Here is a 20,509-nt window from a genome sequence, read left to right as displayed (position 1 = left end):
AACCATCCGTGCTTATTGCCGTTTATCAGGACATGGCTAACTATCTGGGTTCGATTTTATAGCTTCGCACGCCATGTTAAAAATGCTTTTTTCTGTATTGCTTATCGGTACCCTGTCGGGTTACGCCCAAAACAGGCCCGGCATGGAACTGCCCATCCGCAAAGCATTGGGAACCATTACGTTGGATGGTAAGCTGGATGAGGATGATTGGGGCACCGCTGCCGTGGCCAAAGACTTCTATCTAAATTTTCCGGTGGACACCACTTTTGCCCCCTTTCAAACGGAAGCCCGCCTCACATTCGATGAACATAACCTGTATATTTCATTTGTTTGTTACGATAACGGCACCGAAGACATCGTGCAATCATTGCGGAGGGATTTTGATTTTGAGAACAACGATAACATGGGTGTTTACCTGGGGCCGTTTAACGATGATTTGAACGGCTTTTATTTTCAGATTACCCCACGCGGTGTGCAAAGCGAAGGCTTGATTTCCGGAGGGGGGACCGGTGGCGATAGTTACAGCGATACCTGGGATAACAAGTGGTACTCCCATGTACAGCGCTATGCCGACCGATGGGTTGCCGAACTGGCCATACCCTTTAAAAGTTTTCGGTACAAAGGCGGTGAGCGGCAATGGAACATTACCTTTTTGCGCTGGGACCGCAAGCGAAACCTGGTGTCCAGTTGGGTGGCTACACCCATCCAATACATACCGGCATCGTTCGCGTATGGAGGCAAACTGGTTTGGGTTGATACCCCGCCACCCAGCCACATGAACATTTCGGTAATCCCTTATGTGGCCGGTCTTCGTTCCGTTAACTTCGAGGAAACCCCAACGGCTTCGGCACACGATCTTTCCGTGGGGTTCGATGCCAAGGTGGCCATCACACCATCCTTAAACCTTGACCTTACCGTAAACCCCGACTTTTCGCAGGTAGAGGTAGACCGCCAGGTGATTAACCTTACCCGCTTCGAATTCCGCTTTCCGGAGCTACGGCAATTCTTTTTGGAGAACAATGATTTGATTGAGCGCGCGGGTTTTCCGAATGCGCGCCCATTTTTTACCCGAAGGGTAGGGCTGGCGCGTGATACTTCCGGATTGATCAGGCAAGTGCCCATTGCTTATGGTGCGCGCATCAGCGGATCGATCAATAAAAACTGGCGCATTAACACCATGAACTTGCTTACCAAAGAGAAGCAGTCGCTGGGCTTGCCCAACCAACTGTATACCGTTGCTGCCGTGCAGCGCAATTTTTGGAAGCAATCCAACGTGGCCTTGCTTTATGTTGAGAAGCAATCGTTGGGTATTAAGCCTGCCGATAGTTTACGTTATTTTAATACTGATCTTTGGAAGCAACGAATAAGGGGTACTGACACTACGCGTGTATTGAATAAAAGCAACCGGGTTTTAACCGCAGATCTGGACTTGCTCAGTGCAGATAATAAGTGGTATGGTAGTTTTTTTTACAGTGCTTCGTTCGATGATTATTTGTCAGGGAAGAATGGTGCAGGTGCTGCCTTTTTGCGCCATACTACACGCAACTACGAAATAACCGGTGGCCACACCATAATCCAGAAAAATTTTAATGCCGAGGCAGGCTTCGTGCCCAGTCAACGGGTATATCCGGGGCAGTGGAGTACGTTTGTGGAAGGAACAGTTTCAATGTATCCTTCCAGCAAAACCATTGCCCGCATGGGGCCTTTTATGGGCGCCAATATTGTTGGTATACCCGATGGAACAGTTACCGACCAGGAATTTAATGCAGGGTATAATTTTGATTTGCTCAATACTTCATCTATTGGTGTTGGCTATGGGTTTACGTATCAACGCCTGACAAACACGTTCAACCCAATTGATGGCGAGCGGTTTATTGAGTTTCAACAAGGCGAAACTTTTAAGTGGGGTAGCTTTACGATAGAATACCAATCCGATGCACGGAAAATCTTTAACTACTACATGTCGGCCAGCTACGGGGGTTTTTATAATGGCAATTTGGTTAACCTGAACGGGGTGCTGAACTATCGCTATCAACCGATTGGCAGTGTGGCGGTGCAGTATGATTTTAATTCAGTACACCTGGCTGAGGGGTACGGTAAGGAAAACCTTTTTTTGATTGGGCCACGGGTTGATTTAACCTTTACCGACAAAATATTCCTCACAACCTTTATTCAATACAACAACCTGGCGGATAATATTAACCTGAACACCCGTTTTCAGTGGCGGTATAAACCAGCTTCCGATTTTTTTGTTGTATATACTGAAAACTACCTGCCCCAGCACCTGAAAACCAAAAACCGGGCGCTGGTCTTCAAACTCACCTATTGGCTGAATATTTAGATTGACAGGTACTTATGATTATTTTTGCCACCTAATTGTTTTAAGTATGGCATTCGGGTTTTTTAAGAAAAGCGAGAAGAAAGAAACACCTCAGGGCGGACCTCATTATTTTGAACTTACAGTAAAGGCAATCGTACAGGAAACAAAAGATGCTATCACAATAGTTTTCGGGCAACCTGCATCGGGTAAGATCAACTATAAATCCGGGCAGTTTTTAACCCTGATTGTTCCGGTCAACGGCAAGGAGGTGCGGAGGGCTTATTCGCTCTGTTCATCGCCATTTGTTGATGATGACCTGGCCGTTACTGTAAAGCGTGTTGAAAACGGCCTGATGTCCAACTGGCTACCGGATAATTTAAAGGTTGGCGACACACTGAAAATTATGGAGCCTATGGGGCACTTTACCACCGAGTTTGGTAAAGACCGTAAACGCCACCTGGTGATGTTTGCCGGTGGTTCAGGTATTACGCCCATGCTCTCGCACATTAAAAGCCTGCTTACACAAGAACCGGAAAGCATAGCCTCGTTGATTTACTGCAACCGCGATATCGACAGCATTATTTTTAAAGATGAGTTGGCTAAATGGGAGACCAATTACCAGGGCAGGTTGCACGTCATCCATATTCTTGACAATGCACCCATGAACTGGCAGGGTTATTCCGGTTTGCTCAACCCTGAAATGCTGAAGAAATTATTTGAGCGCATACCGGCCTGGGGCCTTGAAAAAACTACCTACCTGATGTGCGGCCCCGAAGGAATGATGAAGAATGTGGAAACCTTACTGGCGCAGCACAGCATACCGCAGGATAAAATATTTAAGGAGAGTTTTGTACAGGGTACCATTGATAAGGATAAAAAACAGGAAGAAACTACAGCGTCATCCGAAAATAAAACCCGCGAAGTAACCATACGGTATGATGGCCATGAGTATAAGATAAGGGTTGAGCCGAAGCGCACCATTTTGGAAACTGCCCTAGACCAGGGCATTGACCTTCCGTTTTCTTGCCAAAGTGGTTTATGCACAGCCTGCCGTGGAAAGGCTTTGAGCGGAACCGTTAAACTCGATGAAGAAGAAGGGTTATCGCAAGCCGAACGGGCCGAGGGTTATGTATTAACGTGCGTAGGCCACCCGATGACGGATGATGTGGTGATTGAAATTGGATAAAGATTGTTACGGCTGAAGTTTATAGTCTTTGATTAAAACTTCTGGTGATATATTTAATCGCTTGTGGATTTTCCGCACCATGGCTAGATTCAACTTTCTCTTTTTGTTGAGTATTTCTGAAACTTCCCCCTTTTTTCCAATAATGAGAAGTCCGTATACTTGCCTTAATAAACTAACCTTGTATCAATGAAATCAAGAATATTCTTACTTCTGTTTGCCGTTAGTGGTTATATCGCTGACGCACAAACAAAACCCTCCGGATTGTACATGCCCATCGAGTTTCAAAAGGCTTATGAAAAGGGAACCCGCAAGTTGGATGGATCAGTGTCACCAACGTATTGGCAGAACCGATCGATTTACAAGATCAAAGCAACGGTTGATCCGCATACTAAATTATTGAAAGGTGAAGCAACCATTACCTATCTCAATAACACACCCGATACAGTCCGTAACCCTACTTTTCACACTTATCACGATTACTATAAACCAGAATCAAAGAAGGCCGGTTTTTTCAGTGGCGGAAACGCTCCTGATGCCAACCATAAAGGTGTGATTATTGAAAAGCTGGTGGTGGATAACGAAACGTATGATATAAACAACAGGGACGAGGTGTTTTATGGTGGAACAAATTATACGGTGCGCTTACGGAAACCTTTACCGCCTAAAAGTTCAATGGAATTGAAAATCAACTGGAATTATGTCATACCGGGTAAAGGGTTTGAACGCAGCGGTGCTATCGACAGCACGTCTATGTTTGTAGGGTATTGGTATCCGGAAATGGCAGTCTTAGACGATATTGATTTATGGGACCGTATTGTATATGATGCCGCAACGGAATTTTATCACGACTATTCCGATTATGAAATTGAATTGACCGTGCCGGATAATTTTATGGTATGGGCATCGGTAGCGCCATCCAACCCGGATGAAGTCTATTCATCAACCATTCGCGAGCGGCTTACAAAAGCCAGAGCCAGCAGTACACCGGTTAATATTTTTACCGAGGCCGACTTTAAAAAGTCATCAACGAAAAACGCAACGTGGAAATACACAGCAAAAAATTTTCCTGATTTTGCCTTTGCACTAAGTAATCATTTTGTTTGGGATGCGTGCACGTATAAAGATGCCCTGGGCGAATATTTTATCAATACGGCTTATCCAACCAACCATCCTGAGTTTGCAGCCGTATTGGAGGCCATTCAGGAATCTTTAAAAGTATTTCATACCAGGTTTCCTGTGTATGCTTTTCCGTTCAAACACTTTACCATTTTTAATGGGTTGGAAGGCGGAGGAATGGAATTTCCAGGTATGGCCAATGACCAGGAAATGTCGGGTGCTATGATTGAACAATGGACCGGTAAAAAAGTAAGCGACATGGAAGCTCAGTTGGGCTTAACGCTTCATGAAATGTGTCACATGTATTTTCCATTTATGATGGGCATTAATGAAAAGAAGTATGCCTGGATGGACGAAGGTTTTGCAAGCTTTTCAGAATATTTTATCGACCCATTATTTCCTGCCGGAAATTGGGATCAACCTTACCTGGGATCACAGCGTGTTCTGCCCATCATGGTTCCATCACACATAGCCGAAGGTAGCGGACTTAATTCATATACGGTTGGATCGTATTCTTATGTGTCTTTATATCAGTTGTTAGGCAAGGATTTGTTTCTAAAATGCCTTCATGCATACATGAATGAATGGAAACACAAACATCCAACTCCGTATGATTTCATGTTTACCTTCAACCGGGTTTCTGGCCAGGATTTAAACTGGTTCTGGAACAAGTGGTATTTCGATTGGGGATATATGGATGTTGGTATTAATGAAGTGAAGAATAATGTTATTCTGATAGAAAACAAGGGAGGTCGACCACTTGCTTTTAGTGTAACCATAACCTTTCACGATGGCACCACAACCACACAGGATGTGAGCCCAATGGTATGGAAGGCTTCAAAGCTTTATAACCATAAAGTGAATGCCGGAAAGAAGAAAATCAAATCTGTCCAGCTAACCATTCCTACCAATGGCGATGCTGATGGTAAGAATAATACATGGATAGCAAAGTAGGCTGTCTTATTTATTGAATTCCATCTTGAATCTGTCAGCCTGAGCCTGTCGAAGGCTACTCAGGCTGACGGTTTAACTTCACGTGTTCACTTCATGCTTTTTATTGCTCACTATATTCTCTACGGTCCATTCCACCCTTCTTTCAACAGCATACTTGCGTACCGGGCAATCAGTTTTACTGCATATACGGCACGAGAAATCGAGGCAGCCATCGGAGTGAACAAATAACTCCAGCGATTCGCCAAATTCTTTCCGCACCAGCGAGGCGAGGGCGTCAATTTCATTATGGGCTTCATGCACATTAAGGTACCACGGTACCGTAAGGTGGCAGTCGAGATGAAGTGTAGCGCCATATTTTATAATCCGCATGTTGTGCAGGTCGATCCAGTTTTCCCTGCGGTTAGCATTCAGCATGGAAACCATTCGTGTTAGCAGCTCCATGTCACGTTCATCCATAATGCCTGCTAATGATGAGCGTATAATTTTGTAGCCCGTGTATAGAATTATTAGGCTGAACAGTATGGCAACTGCACTGTCGAGCCAAAGGATATCCGTTATGAAAATAAGAAAAAGCCCCACCAATATACCAAGGGTTGAATAAGTGTCGCTTAGTAAGTGTTACCGCTGGCCAGAAGCGCAAGTGAATTGTTTTTTCGGCATCGCGTGGTTTAGCGGATAAATATAAACTGTAAAGGCCCAGAAAGCCGGCCACTACATTAACAATACTTTCCAACGCATCGGTAAGAATGGCAACCGATCCGGTAAGGAAGTAGGCAAACATTTTGATCATGAGCAACAGGGATGAAAACACCGCTACCCATTTTTGAACGTTAATATTTTGCTGTGCAGGAAGCATTATTTTTTCTTCCGGATAAGTTGGATGATAGCCGGAACAGCGATGATCACCCACACCACATTAATAAAGGTGTTAGCGTAAGCGGTATAATACACCGAGTAAATAATCAGGCAAATTCCCCCAACCATGTTTAGTAGCAGAAAAATCAGTGAGTCAGATTTTACTTTCTGGTAACTGTTTAAGCCATAGGCAGCAATGACCATAATGGAACCGATCCAACCAATAACGTCAATAAGAAGTTTCACGTAGCGTGTAAAGGTTAATGGTTACCGTAATTTGACACGCAATAAATACTTATCTGCGGTTATGTAAAGTGTTTTTTCATCGGGCGTTAATGCGCAGTTAGCTGTCGGTACGGGTAATTTTATTTTGCCCAGTACTTTTCCACCTGTACTAAAAATCCATACTCCACCCGGGCCGGTGGCAAACACATTTCCATGCATATCAATTTTTAGCCCATCGGGTAAGCCGGGTTCTGTTTTAGTGTTTGCCGTAGCATCATAAAATACGGAGGCATGAATAATGGAATCATTTTCACCTAAGCTATACTTATACCAAATAGCTTTGTTGGGATCGGAATTTGCTACGATAAATGTTGAGTTATCGGAAAAAAAAGCAATGCCGTTCGGCCGGGTCAATGAATCGATCACCAAGGTTACTTCTCCAGTCGGGCTTACTTTATAAACTCCCTGAAACGGGATTTCTTTTTCAGGGTCACTGGCTTGTTTCGGTAATCCATAAGGCGGGTCGGTAAAGAACAGATCGTTACCCCGGAATGCGGCATCGTTAGGACTATTGAATTTCTTGCCATCGTAGCGATTGGCTAATGGAGTAAAGTCAGGTTTTGGGTTGGAGAGCGGTGCATTCATGTAGGCCATTTGTCGGTTGCCATGCTGGCATAGTACAAGCCGGCCATTTCCGTCCAGCAGCAAGCCGTTCGAACCGGGTTCTTTGCTTTCGGTTTTTGTTCCTGTAAAGCCCGAAGGAATAAGGTACGTTTCTATGCCCTTCGCTTCGGTCCATTTATAGATCGTATTTTTTGGCACATCCGAGAAGAGCAGCATGCTTTCTGCCTCTACCCATACCGGCCCTTCACTCCACTCAAACCCTTCGCCCAGTATTTCAATGGGCGAATCCATTTGGATTATATTATCCAAAGCGCTGTTAAGGCGCTCAACGGAGCCAATTGTTTTTTTGGTTTGCTGGGAACAGCCAACCAATAGCGATAAAACTGATAAAAAGAGTATTCGCATAAATGAATGGTTTTGATGCCTGACAAAACTAAGACAAATATTTTCTGAAAATCCGGTAACGCTTACAAAGCCGTCCGTTTAATTTCTCACATTCCCCGCGCATGGGCAAATTGGTTTCCAGTATCAGGTGGCTGTCCATAATTTCAAACCCTTTTTGTTGCGCGGTTTCAAGCAACGCCTTTCCCAGCAGTACACTAACACCGGTTCTGCGATAACCTTCCTTCACAGCACCGAGTAAAAGGTTAAGCTGTTTTGTTTTTCGCATCGCCCGTAAAATAAACAGAAAGCCAATCGGAAAAAGCCTGCCCTTTGCTTTTTGAATTCCTTTGCTCATCTCCGGCATAGCCACTACAAAGGCAATTAACCTTCCGGTATCCTCAACAACTACTTTTACAAACTCCGGATCCAAAATGGGCAAATATTGCGCAGCAAATTTTTTCATTTCTTCTTCACTCATGGGTGTAAAGCCAAAGATTGGGGCATAGGCTTCATTTACTAATCGAAGAACAGGAAGGATGTATGGTTTAAGCCCTCGTTTCGAGGTAAACTCAATCACTTTTAACGTAGAGCGACTGGTCATTCGGTTATAGATTTCTAAATGGGTAGCCGGAATTTTTTTCGGGATGTCCATTTGGTACGATACACAATCCACTTCTTTTTCATAGCCAAGCTGGGCTACAATTGCAGGCAGGTAAGGTGGGTTTGTAGGCGTGGCAAGTACAGGCAAGAACTCAAGACCTTCAATTTGAAACCCCTGCGGATCCTTATCCGAAAAGCCAAAGGGGCCAGTGATTTTATTCATGCCGTTGGTGCGGCCCCAGTTTTCGATATAGGCTATCAGGGCATGAGCAACCTCTGGTTCATTCAGGCAGTCGAGGTTATAAAAGCGCACTGTTTTTTCATTGTGCAATTCGTTATAGCGGTGGTGGATAATACCCATAATACGGCCCACAACGGTCTTTTCACGAAATGCAAGTACCCGAATAACATGGCAATATTGGAGGGCTTTGTTTTTTGCGGGATCATGAAAGGCCCATTCATCGGTATAAATTGGGGGTACCCATCGCTTATCGTTTTTATAAAGCCGCTCCGGTAAGAAAATATATTCTTTTAGTTCCTTTTTGGTGGATATGATTTTTAACTCGATGGACAAGGCGGTTGATGGTTCTTTAGCGATTTAACGCGATTATGAGCTTCAATGTCACAAATGATTTTATTTTTGCATTCCGCTCAAGGTACTAATTTAACTATGCTCATAAATGAATGCTTTAGAAAAAATTGAACGGCCTGCACGTAAATTTTTACCCGATACATTTAGGCTAACGGATTGGCTGGAGCTTAAACCCTGGTTCGATAGCCTGTTGAACAGGAACATACAATCCATAAGTGATTTGCGTACCTGGTTTACAGACCGGAGCGAACTGGAGGCTGTAATTGCGGAAGATTTTGCCTGGCGTTATATTAACATGACACGTTTTACCGAAAACGAGGACTATAGCAAAAGCTATCAGTATTTTGTCGAGAACATACAACCTCAAATAGCCCCGGTATCGGATCAGCTTAACCGAAAGGCAGAGGCGTCAACATTCCTCAAAGAACTGGAGCGAGAGCCTGGCTACAACATCATGGTCCGTAGCCTGAAGAAGGATATTGAATTGTTTCGCGAGGAGAATATTCCCGTGTTCACCGAAATCAGCCTGGAGCAACAAAAGTACAACCAACTTTCAGGCGCAATGATGGTTGAGTTTAAGGGCCAAGAGCTTACCCTTCAGCAAGCAGCTGTAAAATTAATGTCGACCGACCGTGCGGAACGCGAAGAGGTATATCATAAAATCACTGCCAGAAGATTGCAGGATAAAGAAACACTGGACCAGCTTTTTACCAGGCTAATAGCCTTGCGCCATCAGGTTGCGGTGAATGCCGGCTTTGCCAACTTTCGCGATTACATGTTCAAAGCCATGGGGCGTTTCGATTACACCCCGCAGGATTGTTTCAACTTTCATGATTCTGTTGCTTCTGAAGTAGTGCCCATGTTGAATGACCTTATACGTGAACGAAAAGAATCACTTGGTGTAGCGTCATTAAAACCATGGGATAAAGCAGTTGATCCGGAAGGACGCGATCCGCTAAAGGCGTTTAATGATGGTCATGACCTTACTGAAAAAACCATTGAATGTTTTCATCGCATTGACCCCTACCTGGGACAATGCCTCTCCATTATGAAAGAAATGGGGCACCTGGACCTGGAATCACGCAAAGGGAAAGCCCCTGGGGGATATAATTACCCATTGGCCGAAATTGGTGTTCCATTTATTTTTATGAATGCTACCTCAACCTTGCGCGATATGGTAACCTTAATGCACGAAGGCGGCCATGCCGTGCATAATTTCTTAACCCGTGAACTAGAGTTAAACGATTTTAAATCAACTCCATCCGAAGTAGCTGAATTAGCTTCTATGTCGATGGAACTTATTTCCATGGACGAATGGGATATTTTCTTTCCGGATGCTGAATCCTTGAAGCGTGCTAAACGCGAGCATCTGGAAGATATCATCGAAACGCTGCCGTGGGTGGCAACCATCGATAAGTTTCAGCATTGGATTTATGAAAATCCCAATCACTCAGTAGAGGAGAGGAGGGCGAGCTGGAATAAAATTCTTACTCAATTTTCCGATTCCATAACCGACTGGACCGGTGAAGAGATTGCAAAGGACTACCTCTGGCAAAAGCAATTGCATTTATACGAAGTTCCCTTTTACTATATAGAATATGGTATGGCGCAATTGGGTGCGGTAGCCATTTGGCGTAACTACAAAAAAAATAAGCAGAAAGGATTACAGGGTTATATGAATGCGCTTAAGTTGGGCTATATGAAATCCATTCCGGAAGTATACGAAGCTGCCGGTATTCGGTTTGATTTTTCATTAACCTACATCCGTGAACTGATGGGATTTGTTAAAGCAGAACTTCAGAAAGTATAGCGGGATAGAATTTATGGCAATAACATGCAGGTAGTTATTAGCCCCTGCTTTTATCCAATAAGTTACTCAATTGTTCAGCTTCCGAATCGGTAAGTGTTAATACCTGGTCAATATCTTTTTGTTTGCGGCTGATTTCTTTTAAAAGTGAGAGACCGTTTTCAGTAATGAACACATCGGTTGCCCGTTTGTCTTTTGGGCAAGATTTCTTTTCAATAAGATTTTTAGAAATCAACCGGTCCAGCAAACGGGATATATCGGAGTTTTTATCCAACATACGCGACTTGATTTCTTTGGCCGAAATGCTTTTGGGGTGTTGCCCTTTTAAAATCCGCAGCACATTAAACTGCTGGCCTGTAATACCAAAGGGCTTGAAATGATTTTGCTGTTGGTTTATTAACCAGTTTGAGGTAAAAATGAGGTTAATAACAGCTTTTTGGTGAGCACTGATGAACCTGGGCTGCTTTATTTCGTCTTCGATTTTCATAGAAGAAAAAAATGGATGTCCCGGGTTAACGGGACATCCGGTAAACGGTCATGATTAGCTGTTCGGAACTTTATCCAGCTCAATCTTAATGTTCAAACTCACATTGTCGCCAACAACCATTTCGCCACTTGCCAATTTATTGGCCCAGTTAACGCCATAATCCTGACGGTTGATAATTCCGGAAACCTTAAAGCCAGCTTTTTCACCACGGCCTGTATTAATGGTGCCGCCATAGATTACATCAAACTCAATTTTTTTGGTTACGCCTTTCATGGTAAAGTCACCTTTTAACTTATACTTGGTTCCGTCCTTTACCAGGGTTCCTTTAAATGTTATCTCAGGGAATTTTTCGGCATCAAAAAAGTCGGCTGATTTTAAGTGGCCATCGCGTTTTTCGTTATCGGTGTTGATTGAGGCAACTTTAGCCGAAAAGGTAACTTCTGCACCCGCAAAATCAGCTGCTTTGGAAACAACAGAACCGGAGTAATCCTTGAACGAACCTTCTGTTTCAGCTACTACCATATGCGATACGCTGAAACCGATTTTTGAATGAACATTGTCAATCTTCCAGGTGGATTGGGCGATTGCACTGCCACTTACCAACAGCGCAACCAAAGCGAAATACATTTTTTTCATTATCGTGTTATTAGTTTTTAGGGTTAATGCGAACATAACACAATTCTTTAAATAAATGTTTAAACATCTATTTTTTATTTTGTAAACCACTGATTTACAGGTTAAAAGAAAATCAAATATTTAGCCAATAGTTTAGTTTAAGCACCACGCCACGCAGGCGGGGTTGCCCTTGGGCAAAGAAACGCCCTTCGGTATCGGTAAAGGCTTCGGTAACGTAATTATCGGTGTACACCAGAAAAATGTCGGATACCGGTTTGAATCGCCACTGCAGGCGGGAGTTGATGTTCAGGTTGTTGATCTGATTGTTGTATTGCACAAAGGTGGTGAAGAATACACTGCGCGAAAGCGTGAGGTCAAATCGCGGACCTATAAGCAGCAGGTTTGCATCGTTGTAGGGCTCGGGCAACCGTATGCGGTTTATGGTAAAGTTTAACGAGGCAAAGCCCCACGGTATATACCGGTAGGTGAGCGAGCCGCTCAGGTTTATGCGGGTACCATTAAAATATTCCCCGATGCGTGACGAAAGGTTCGTGAATACGGCCCTGCGCGCATCGGAATTGAAGTTAGCCACGACCAGGTATTGATGGTAGGCGGTTCCGGCTGCGAGCTTTTGTCCATTCGTGCCACTGGGATCAAACGGGCTAAACAGGTAGGTGTATTCTTTCCGCAAGCGTATATTTCCATTGGCGGTGTTCCTAAACCTGAAACGGTACATCAGGTTGGCATCCCAATCCAACAGCCCGTAGGTTTGGTTGCGCAGAATATCAAAATCAATTCCGGGGCCGTGGCTTTGAATAATGGATCCTTTTGGATAGAAATTATACCATTGCGTGTACGCCACCTGCTGGATGTCCCTTCGCCTGGCAAAACCAACCTCCGGGTTGTAATTGGCCCCCACACTTCGGGTGAATAAATTTATCGTCCATTTTAAAGTACTGTAGGTGATAAAACCCCCGGTGGCAAAAGCTGAATCAAGTTTCTGTTGATCGAACGAATGGTGGTAGAAAAACTTTCCGTTCCATACATTGTTTTTGCTCGCCAGGTTATAATCGATGCCCAAAAGCCTATTGTACTTGGCCGGGTTGAAGGTGAACTCACCTTGTATGGAATCCTGAAAGGCTTGTTTGTTAATGGCGATAATACCAATATTGGATCGTGCAAAAACTTTGCGTTGCAATGAAGCCACCATGTAATTGGTGGATGGTAAATTTATTTTTGGGTCTTCACCGGTTTGCATATCCAAAAACCCAATGCGCCAGTTGTTGTCGATTTTTCCGCTTAGCCTCACCCCGCCATAAATCTGGTTTTGAATGTTTTGCCCGGTGGATTCATCACGTGCTATTCCAATCCTTCGTGAGAAGAATGGGCGGGTACCTTCCACACCAAAGTCGGCAAACAAATCGGCATTTTCCAAAAAGAACTGGCGTTGTTCCGGAAAGAAAATCTCAAACCGGTCGAGGTTGGTAACCTGGGCATCTACTTCAACTTGCGAAAAGTCGGGGTTAACGGTAACATCGAGATTAAGGGCTGAACTTATCCCAATCTTTGCATCAAATCCGGCCTCGGCATTTTTATCAGTAGGGCTTCCCTCAACAAAATTTTTTGTGCCACCCGCCAGGAAATATGGAATAACCGATACGTTTGTTCCGGGATTTTTCAACGGCTCGTCCCAGATAAGTTGCCGGTTGAACGCCATGGTTATAATATCAAAGTTTTGTGGCACAGGCGACCAGGTTGATCGCTCGGCATATTCGCTGTCAATCCGGTAAAAGTTAATATTCCAGGTGGTGAGGCCTTCTTTAAAGCGGATGGATTTAAACGGGATAGCCATTTCAGCAATCCAGTAACCTTCGTATGTCTTTACGCTTGAATACCATTTGTTGTCCCAAATCAAGGAGAGGTCTGATGGCCCAGAGCCTCCGTTTGCAATTAGCCCTTCGCGCTGAACGCCAAACGGGTTTACCCCAAACATGAAACCATTGGTTCGGTCGCTGAAGGGATCGAGCACTACGGTTATGCCATCGTTGCCTTCGCCCCGGAAATCCCTGCGCAAGGAAGGGGTTACATAGCGCCTGTCTTTCTTGATGTTCTCCATGCGCGCAATCAGGTAGATGAATTTATCATCGTAGGTCATCCGTACCTGGCTTTGGCTCTTGGCCAAGGTAGTATCACTTGGAAAGAACTGCCGGAAGTTATTGGCAACATCGGCCTCCAACCAGTCAGGTTCGTCCATTACTCCGTCCAGTACGATGGTTGATTTTGCTTTTTTGATTTTTAAGCCTTGGGCGATGCCATTCTTTATGAAAGCAAGCAGTACAAGGAGGAAAAGGATGCGCACCATATAATCAGACCTGCAAGGATAATTTGAAATGGCGTGCCTTACAAATGGGGTTGGGATGAGTGGATTTTTTAAGATTTGAGATAAAAGTCACGGGTTAGGTTTATGTAATCAGTTGCCCAGGTTTCGCCTGAATCATGTTCGTAAAGAAGAATTTTACCGTGTTCAATGGTTTTATGCATTCGGGCGAACTCCATAAGTTGGCGTTCAACCGGTTTATTCCTTCGGGTTTGAAAAGTCCATTCCCGAATGCAAACCATACCTGCCGCTTGTGCCCAAGTTTTGAAAAGCTTGCCTTCAGCAGCGGGAAGAATAACCGCAAGCCTGCCGGCCGGGTTAAGCCATTTGTTTGCTGCCTCCAGCAAATCCTGAAACGATAAGCTTTCGGTATGCCGCGCAACCATTCGGTTTTCATTTTCCGGCTTATAACTGTTGCTGAAGTAGGGCGGGTTGGAAACAATCAGGTCATACTTTTTTTTTGTTTGAAAAAGTTGCACTGGGCAGTGGTACAGGTGAAGCCTTTCGGCCCAGGGAGCTTGTTTAAAATTTTCACGTGCATCTTCCGCGGCATCCATGTCCAGTTCAACCGCGTCAATGTGGCTTGCCCCTGATCGTTGGGCGATCATCAAGGCGATTACACCAGAGCCGGTGCCAATATCCAATACCGATTTAACATGGGTAACATTTACCCACGCCCCAAGCAATACCCCATCGGTGCCTACTTTCATGCTGCTTCGCTTGTGGGTAACGGAGAATTGCTTGAAATGGAATTGATCGCTTTTAATTCTTCTCATGGCAGGTACATGCTGATGGAGATCATTAGGTTACAAAGTAAATAGTTTTAACTTTCGATAGGTTTAATTCCAACGCTATGACCTTTAAGTCCGATCTTGAAATTGCCCAGGCAGCATCACTGCAACCCATCCGCCAGATTGCCAAAAAACTGACTATCGAAGAAGCTGATCTGGAACTGTATGGTAATTATAAAGCCAAGCTTCCGTTAAAGCTTATTGACAATACCCGGTTAAAGAAAAGCAAGCTCATACTGGTTACGGCCATGACACCCACACCTGCCGGTGAAGGAAAAACCACCACCTCCATCGGGCTTTGTGAAGGCATGAATAAAATCGGTAAGAAAACCACGGTAGTGCTTCGCGAACCATCGCTTGGGCCTGTATTCGGCATGAAAGGTGGTGCCGCGGGTGGAGGATACTCACAGGTTGTTCCGATGGAAGATATCAACCTGCATTTTACGGGCGACTTTGCTGCCGTTGAAAAGGCCAACAACCTGTTGGCTGCACTGATTGACAATGATATTCAAAAACCAGGAGGAGGATTGGGCATTGATCCGCGAACGGTGGAGTGGAAGCGTGTGATGGACATGAACGACCGGGCCTTGCGCAACATGATTACCGGTTTGGGTGGAAAGAACGGAGGCATGATCCGCGAGACCGGTTTCAATATTACAGCAGCCTCTGAGATTATGGCCATACTTTGCTTAGCCAAAGACATGGATGACCTCAAGAAAAAAATCGGGAACATATATGTTGGCGATACTTATGACCAAAAGGCTGTGTTTGCCCGCGACCTGAACGCGCAGGGTGCTGTTGCCTTGTTGCTGAAAGATGCAATCAAACCAAATTTGGTACAAACCCTGGAAGGTAACCCGGCCATTATTCATGGTGGCCCCTTTGGAAACATTGCACAGGGCGCCAACTCCATCATTGCTACACGCATGGGCATGAGCTTATCGGACTACGTAATTACCGAAGCAGGCTTCGGTTCGGATTTGGGTGCCGAGAAATTTATTGATATTGTTTGCGGCTATGGCGACTACTCACCCCATGCTATGGTTTTGGTAGCCACCATCAGGGCATTGAAATATCATGGTGGGGTTAAGCGTGAAGAACTGACAAAACCAAACCTTAAGGCCCTTGAGGCCGGCTTTGCCAACCTGGAAAAGCATATTGAGAACACCAAAATTTTTGGAGTGCCTGCGGTGATCTCACTCAATAAATTTATTACGGACAGTGTAGAAGAATTGAACTGGGTTATCAATAAGTGCGAATCATTAGGTGTTGATATTGCTTTATCGGAAGGATGGGAGAAAGGTGGAGCGGGAATGGTTGAACTGGCGAACAAGGTGGCCGAAGCGGCCGATACCTTTCATGGCAAATACTGGCCGGTTTACGATTGGAAGGATACAGTAGAAGAAAAAGTACGTACGGTGGCCGTTAAAATTTACGGAGCCAGGGATGTTGAGTTTTTACCAAAGGCCAAACAAAATTTAAAGAAGATAGAACGTATCGGGCTAAGCGGTATGCCGGTATGCATTGCCAAAACACAAAACAGTTTTTCGGACGATGCAAAAAAATTAGGCCGGCCGAAGGACTTCATTGTTACCGTACGCGAAATTGAAGTAGCTGCCGGGGCAGGCTTTGTAATCCCGATTACCGGTGATATTCTTCGTATGCCGGGCTTACCAAATGTACCCGCAGCGCTAGGAATGGATATTGACAATGAGGGAAGGATTAGTGGATTGTCGTAAAATTACTTTTGTTGTTGGTTGATTTTTCTGAGTACAGCGACATCATACTGATCGAGCAGTTTTTTCTCACCTTCACGATTTAAAGCCTCTTTGTTTTTTATCAAATCATCAAGCGAGATGATGTGAAGCTTTACATGACTATCTTCAATTACACTAGATTGCCGAAACGCACTATCAAAATTAACACCCGGAGTCATGGATAAAATATCTACTGCATCAGGTTCAAAGCCGAGCCCAAGAAATAACTGCTGTTCAAATTCTTCAGGCTTAACATCTTCGACTACCAATTTCATTTCCTGAAAGGCCAAGAGAAGTTTCTCTCCATTTTTCCGGGTAGGTTCAACAAGTATGTCTAGATCACCGGTATTTCTTCTTACACCGTAGTAAATAGCAGCCTGTCCTCCAATAATAAGAAACTTAACACCATGCTTAATGAGGGCTTTTAAAAATTCAAGATGGTATTCACTGAAGATGCTCACGATAATCGGGTCACCTTTACTTTTTTGTTTCGGAGCTCATAATCAACTCCGGGCTTGCGTAAGCGGTCGTTCAAAATACGCATCATCCTCAGACGTTCTTCACCGGATAGGCTACGAAAGTATTCTTCTTTTTCTTGCTGTTCCTGTTCAATCGTTAGTTTCCTGACTTTCATAATCAAATTTAGTAATTTATAGTAGATGATTTTGACGGTTAACCTTAACTTTAACAATTATGCTTTTGCATCTACTTTTTAATTGGATGAGGTATCTTTTATATAGTCTTTTTGTTCTTTCCATTACGGTTACTGCTCAGCCTGGTGAGTATACCTATACCGACTCTACCGGCATACGAATACTTCAGGGTACCCTGTTATATCCTGATGTGAAAAAGGGCAAAGTTCCGTTGGTATTAATTATTGCCGGATCGGGCCCCACCGATCGTGACGGTAATAACCGGCAATTAAAATCAGACTATTTGAAACTGCTGGCGGAGGGTCTTGCCCAGCAAGGAATTGCTTCCTTTCGTTATGATAAACGTGGCGTTGGAAAAAGCACCATGAAAACCAACCGCGAAGATGCGTTGGTTATTGAAGACTTTTCATCGGATGCAGCGGATTGGATCAGGATTTTTAAATCCGATAAGCGCTTTAAAAATATCATTGTGCTCGGTCATAGTGAAGGATCTTTGCTGGGTATGCTGGCGGCTCAATCGGCCAGGGCGAATGGGTTCATCTCACTGGCAGGAGCCGGCCGGCCAATTGACGAGATATTAAAGGAGCAGATCAAATCGAACCCGTTTAACCCTGAGCAACTGGTGCGTGACAATGAAAGCATATTAGACTCGCTAAAAGCAGGTTTTGAGGTAAAACAAATCAATCCGCTCCTACAACCACTTTATCGTGCCGGCATCCAACCCTATATGATTTCATGGCTGAAGTATGACCCGGCTAAACTGCTAAAGGGTTTGAACATGCCTTGTATGATTGTGCAGGGGAGTACAGATATACAGGTAGCCGTAAAGGATGCTGAGCGTCTAAAAGATGCCCGTCCGGATGCACGGTTCTTACTTATTGAAGGCATGAACCATGTACTTCGCGATGCACCTGAGGAGCGCATGGCCAATATTGCTGTATATTCACAAGCTGAAAAGCCATTATCTTCTGCACTGATTCCTGCCTTGGTTGAGTTTATCCGGTCCGTTAAATAAAAATACATGGCGCATGCTGTTCGTCCGGTTGAAATTATAAAGGTTACAGCGAATAACCGTGAGCTTGTTTCTGACCTCGTAGCCACCGAGGAACCACTTGAAATTCGTTTAGGTTACGGTCAATTAACTGCACGCCAACAAAAAAGTTTATCGGTAACCATGCGAACGCCCGGCCACGATTTTGAATTGGCGCTGGGCTTTCTTTTTACAGAAGGGATCATTCAATCGTTCGATCAGGTAGAAAGTATAAAATATTGTGAGGATGTTGGTCGTGCAGAAGAAAAAGAGAACGTGGTGCGGGTTGAGGTCAAGCCCGAGGTAATAATCGATTTTGAAAAACTGCAACGGAATTTTTATACCACATCCAGTTGCGGTGTATGTGGAAAATCCTCTATTAATGCGGTTTCACAACTATGTCCGGTAATTCCCGTGCAATGGATGCTATCACCTGAAATTATATGCGAGCTTCCACAATCGTTGAGAAAGAGCCAGCATGTGTTTGAGTACACGGGAGGACTGCATGCCTCAGGATTGTTCGGTCGCGAAGGAAGTCTCGTTTTGTTACGCGAAGATGTTGGCCGGCATAATGCACTGGATAAAGTTGTTGGTGCCATGTTGGTGAAGAATGAAATACCACTATACAATTCTATATTGTTGGTGAGTGGCCGTGCAAGTTTTGAACTGGTTCAAAAAGCTGCCATGGCTGGAATTCCTGTGTTAGTTTCAGTAGGCGCCCCATCCAGTTTAGCGGTTGAATTGGCAATTGACTCCGGTATTACGTTATTGGGATTTGTTCGTGATAACAGATTTAATATTTATTCCGGGCAGCAACGGATAACCGCATGACGAATGCTTCGAAACAAATCGGGTTATGGACCAGCACTTCGCTGGTAATGGGCAACATGATCGCTTCGGCCTTGTTCATGCTGCCGGCCACACTTGGTATTTATGGTGGCATAAGCATAATTGGTTGGCTGATTTCCGGAGCGGGTGCCATGTGCCTGGCTTTGGTTTTTGGCTGGCTGAGCAAAATAAATCCTAACGCTACCGGTGGTCCGTATGCCTTTACGCGTGATGGGCTTGGCCCGTTTGCTGCCTTTCTGGTGGCCTGGGGATACTGGATTTCGGTTTGGTGTACCAATGCTGCCATTGCCGTAGCGTTTGTGAGTTACCTCACCACATTTATTCCTGCGATGGGCCATAATCCTATGCTGGCTGTACTTACTGGACTTACTGCAATATGGTTTTTAACGTGGATCAATACCCGCGGAGTAAAAGCAGCCGGTATCGTGCAGGTTGTTACCACTGTATTGAAAATTGCACCGTTGGTTGTTATTACCATAGCAGGTCTCATCTTTATAAAGACGGATAATTTTTTTCCGTTTAACGTAAGCATGCAATCCGATTTATCGGCCATAACCAGCGTAACCACGTTAACTTTGTTTGCTTTTTTAGGACTAGAGTGTGCCACCATACCATCCGGAAGTGTAAAAGATCCTGAAAAAACTATTCCCAAAGCCACCATTATCGGCACCGGTCTAACAACGGTTATTTACATTGTCAGCACGGTTGCGGTTATGGGACTTATTCCACCAGCTTCGCTACATGCTTCGTCAGCTCCGTTTGCTGATGCTGCAGCTTCTATCTTTGGTGAGAGCGGTCGTTACCTGGTAGCCGGGGGTGCGGTAATTTCAACGTTTGGCGCGCTTAATGGCTGGATACTTATTCAAGGGCAAATGCCTTTGGCTGCGGCCCGCGACAAGTTGTTTCCAAAATTTTTTGCAAAAGAAAACAAAAGCGGAACACCGGCAGTCGGACTTATTGCTTCAAGCGTGTTGGTTTCGTTGATGATGAGTATGAACTTTAGCAGAAGCCTGGCCGATACGTATAAGTTCATCATTCTCCTGTCAACGTTAACTACCTTGTTGGCTTACCTTTTCTCCACCATTTCTTACGTGCTCATGGAAAGTAGGCTTAACGGAATAACAAAGCAAAACACTACACGGTATGGTGTTGCGGCCATGGCATTCATTTATTCCATGTGGGCTGTAATCGGTTCGGGTGAGGAAACCGTGTTTTGGGGTTTTATATTACTGATGGGTGGCCTGCCCTTTTATGCCATTATGTTGATGAAAAAGGATTGAGCGCAGA

At 44.5% G+C, this 20,509-nt stretch carries 17 protein-coding genes and 1 pseudogene; 8 read left to right on the top strand and 10 right to left on the bottom strand.

Annotated features, from left to right (window positions below; all coding sequences use genetic code 11):
* Positions 1-82 precede the first annotated feature (82 nt).
* The 3 genes from KIT51_13800 (at position 83) to KIT51_13790 (ending at position 5,576) form a co-directional block, all read left to right on the top strand.
* Entirely contained in the window at positions 83-2,341 is a 2,259-nt protein-coding gene (locus KIT51_13800; protein ID UYN85933.1) for a carbohydrate binding family 9 domain-containing protein, read from the top strand.
* A gap of 46 nt (positions 2,342-2,387) precedes the next feature.
* Positions 2,388-3,506: a ferredoxin--NADP reductase gene (locus tag KIT51_13795; protein ID UYN85932.1), complete on the top strand. Its 1,119-nt coding sequence runs from the start codon at positions 2,388-2,390 to the stop codon at positions 3,504-3,506.
* A gap of 186 nt (positions 3,507-3,692) precedes the next feature.
* Complete coding sequence (locus tag KIT51_13790) at positions 3,693-5,576, top strand: M1 family metallopeptidase (protein UYN85931.1); 1,884 nt, start codon at positions 3,693-3,695, stop codon at positions 5,574-5,576.
* A 78-nt stretch (positions 5,577-5,654) separates the two neighbouring features.
* Here the strand turns inward: KIT51_13790 and KIT51_13785 are convergent.
* The 4 genes and pseudogenes from KIT51_13785 to KIT51_13770 all read right to left on the bottom strand — a co-directional run bounded on the left by KIT51_13785 (position 5,655) and on the right by KIT51_13770 (position 8,838).
* Positions 5,655-6,435: pseudogene (locus KIT51_13785) on the bottom strand (cation transporter).
* Positions 6,432-6,677 carry a hypothetical protein gene (locus tag KIT51_13780; GenBank protein ID UYN85930.1) on the bottom strand — a complete coding sequence of 82 codons (246 nt, stop codon included), beginning with the start codon at positions 6,675-6,677 and terminating at the stop codon, positions 6,432-6,434. Before KIT51_13780 ends, KIT51_13785 begins: the two are co-directional and overlap by 4 nt.
* Positions 6,678-6,698: 21 nt before the next feature.
* On the bottom strand, positions 6,699-7,685 hold the full coding sequence (locus tag KIT51_13775) for an SMP-30/gluconolactonase/LRE family protein (protein ID UYN85929.1): 987 nt from the start codon (positions 7,683-7,685) through the stop codon (positions 6,699-6,701).
* A gap of 28 nt (positions 7,686-7,713) precedes the next feature.
* Entirely contained in the window at positions 7,714-8,838 is a 1,125-nt protein-coding gene (locus KIT51_13770) for a hypothetical protein (protein UYN85928.1), read from the bottom strand.
* Between the two features lie 106 nt (positions 8,839-8,944).
* Between KIT51_13770 and KIT51_13765 the strand changes: the two genes are divergently transcribed.
* Entirely contained in the window at positions 8,945-10,666 is a 1,722-nt protein-coding gene (locus KIT51_13765; GenBank protein UYN85927.1) for a M3 family oligoendopeptidase, read from the top strand.
* A 37-nt stretch (positions 10,667-10,703) separates the two neighbouring features.
* Here KIT51_13765 and KIT51_13760 read toward each other — a convergent pair whose 3' ends face one another.
* The 4 genes from KIT51_13760 to KIT51_13745 all read right to left on the bottom strand — a co-directional run bounded on the left by KIT51_13760 (position 10,704) and on the right by KIT51_13745 (position 14,918).
* Positions 10,704-11,150 carry a MarR family transcriptional regulator gene (locus KIT51_13760; protein ID UYN85926.1) on the bottom strand — a complete coding sequence of 149 codons (447 nt, stop codon included), beginning with the start codon at positions 11,148-11,150 and terminating at the stop codon, positions 10,704-10,706.
* 54 nt (positions 11,151-11,204) lie between these two features.
* On the bottom strand, positions 11,205-11,786 hold the full coding sequence (locus tag KIT51_13755; protein ID UYN85925.1) for a YceI family protein: 582 nt from the start codon (positions 11,784-11,786) through the stop codon (positions 11,205-11,207).
* A gap of 112 nt (positions 11,787-11,898) precedes the next feature.
* Complete coding sequence (locus KIT51_13750; GenBank protein UYN85924.1) at positions 11,899-14,127, bottom strand: carbohydrate binding family 9 domain-containing protein; 2,229 nt, start codon at positions 14,125-14,127, stop codon at positions 11,899-11,901.
* Positions 14,128-14,195: 68 nt separating this feature from the next.
* Positions 14,196-14,918 carry a methyltransferase gene (locus KIT51_13745; GenBank protein ID UYN85923.1) on the bottom strand — a complete coding sequence of 241 codons (723 nt, stop codon included), beginning with the start codon at positions 14,916-14,918 and terminating at the stop codon, positions 14,196-14,198.
* 77 nt (positions 14,919-14,995) lie between these two features.
* On the opposite strand from KIT51_13745, the gene KIT51_13740 reads away from it, so the two are divergent.
* Positions 14,996-16,672: a formate--tetrahydrofolate ligase gene (locus tag KIT51_13740; GenBank protein ID UYN85922.1), complete on the top strand. Its 1,677-nt coding sequence runs from the start codon at positions 14,996-14,998 to the stop codon at positions 16,670-16,672.
* 2 nt (positions 16,673-16,674) lie between these two features.
* Here KIT51_13740 and KIT51_13735 read toward each other — a convergent pair whose 3' ends face one another.
* A complete protein-coding gene (locus tag KIT51_13735) occupies positions 16,675-17,151 on the bottom strand; it encodes a hypothetical protein (GenBank protein ID UYN85921.1) in 477 nt (158 codons plus the stop codon).
* The gene (locus KIT51_13730; GenBank protein ID UYN85920.1) at positions 17,148-17,324 is read right to left on the bottom strand and encodes a hypothetical protein; all 177 of its coding nucleotides are present in this window, start codon (positions 17,322-17,324) and stop codon (positions 17,148-17,150) included. The genes KIT51_13735 and KIT51_13730 overlap by 4 nt, the downstream gene beginning before the upstream one ends.
* An 86-nt stretch (positions 17,325-17,410) precedes the next feature.
* On the opposite strand from KIT51_13730, the gene KIT51_13725 reads away from it, so the two are divergent.
* From KIT51_13725 to KIT51_13715, 3 genes are read left to right on the top strand one after another with little or no spacing between them, the layout of a single operon-like run.
* On the top strand, positions 17,411-18,358 hold the full coding sequence (locus KIT51_13725) for an alpha/beta fold hydrolase (GenBank protein UYN85919.1): 948 nt from the start codon (positions 17,411-17,413) through the stop codon (positions 18,356-18,358).
* Positions 18,359-18,364: 6 nt separating this feature from the next.
* Entirely contained in the window at positions 18,365-19,204 is an 840-nt protein-coding gene (gene fdhD / locus KIT51_13720; protein ID UYN85918.1) for a formate dehydrogenase accessory sulfurtransferase FdhD, read from the top strand.
* The gene (locus tag KIT51_13715; GenBank protein ID UYN85917.1) at positions 19,201-20,502 is read left to right on the top strand and encodes an amino acid permease; all 1,302 of its coding nucleotides are present in this window, start codon (positions 19,201-19,203) and stop codon (positions 20,500-20,502) included. Before fdhD ends, KIT51_13715 begins: the two co-directional genes overlap by 4 nt.
* The last annotated feature ends 7 nt before the right edge of the window (positions 20,503-20,509 follow it).

It is taken from the genome of Cyclobacteriaceae bacterium, from assembly GCA_025808415.1.
Taxonomy (GTDB): domain Bacteria; phylum Bacteroidota; class Bacteroidia; order Cytophagales; family Cyclobacteriaceae; genus UBA2336.
This window is presented reverse-complemented; position numbering and strand designations above follow the sequence as displayed.